Source organism: Mesorhizobium sp. M2A.F.Ca.ET.039.01.1.1 (assembly GCF_003998035.1).
Taxonomy (GTDB): Bacteria; Pseudomonadota; Alphaproteobacteria; order Rhizobiales; family Rhizobiaceae; genus Mesorhizobium.
On sequence record NZ_RZRY01001221.1, the window covers coordinates 1 to 1132 of the forward strand.

The 1132-nt window shown below is 65.1% G+C and carries 2 protein-coding genes; both read left to right on the plus strand.

The features are described 5' to 3' along the window. Positions 1-428, plus strand: a 428-nt coding sequence (locus tag EOA24_RS38780; RefSeq protein WP_133374949.1) for a methylmalonyl-CoA mutase family protein, incomplete at its 5' end; no start/stop codon positions are given. Continuing rightward, positions 425-1132, plus strand: a 708-nt coding sequence (locus EOA24_RS38785) for a methylmalonyl-CoA mutase family protein (RefSeq protein ID WP_245501974.1), incomplete at its 3' end; no start/stop codon positions are given. The genes EOA24_RS38780 and EOA24_RS38785, both read left to right, overlap by 4 nt.

Genomic DNA, 1132 nt, shown 5'->3' on the forward strand with positions numbered 1-1132 from the left:
CGCATGGGCTGCCGGCCGGCTTTGCCCGCCGCATCGCCCGCAACGCGCAGCTGATCATGGCCGAGGAGAGCCATCTCGGCCAAGTCGCCGACCCCGCCAGCGGCTCGGGCGCGGTCGAGGCGCTGACCGACGATCTCTGCACTGCTGCCTGGGAAGAATTCCAGCGCATCGAGGCCGAGGGCGGCGTGCTCGCCAGCCTGCAGCAGGGCTATATCCAGAACCGCGTGCAGACGGCGGCGGCCAAGCGCAACGGCGCCTACCGGGCCGGCGAACGCGGCATTGTAGGCACGACGCTGTACCGCGCCGGCACGGAGCGCCCGGTCGAGACACTGCCGCAGGAGCGGCGCCCGGCGTTGACGGAAGGCGTGGCGACCTGCGAGCCGCTGTTTCCGGTGCGCATCGATCAGTCGATCGGAGCCGGATCATGATCCCGGATTTCAGCAAGATCGGCTGGTCGGCGCCGCGTCGCGCATCGGTCGAGCTCAAGGGCCAGCGGATGACGCCGGAAGGCATCGCCGTAAAACACCTCTACACGCAGGGCGACCTCAAGGGGCTTGCCAATCTCGATACCTATCCGGGCCTGCCGCCCTTCGTGCGCGGCCCCTACCCCACCATGTATGTCCAGCAGCCCTGGACAATCCGGCAATATGCCGGCTTCTCGACGGCCGAGGAATCCAACGCCTTCTACCGGCGAAATCTCGCGGCCGGGCAGAAAGGCCTGTCGGTCGCTTTCGACCTTGCCACGCATCGCGGCTATGACAGCGACCATCCGCGCGTCGCCGGCGATGTCGGCATGGCGGGCGTCGCGATCGATTCCATTCTCGACATGCGGCAACTGTTCGACGGCATTCCGCTCAACGAGATGACCGTGTCGATGACGATGAACGGCGCGGTGCTGCCGATCATGGCTTTGTACATCGTGGCGGCGGAGGAACAGGGCGTCGCGCAGAAGGATCTGGCCGGAACTATTCAGAACGACATCCTGAAGGAGTTCATGGTCCGCAACACTTACATCTATCCGCCGAAACCTTCGATGCGGATCGTGTCGGATATCTTCGCCTACACCTCCAGGCACATGCCGAAGTTCAACTCTATCTCGATCTCCGGCTACCACATGCAGGAAGCCGGCGCG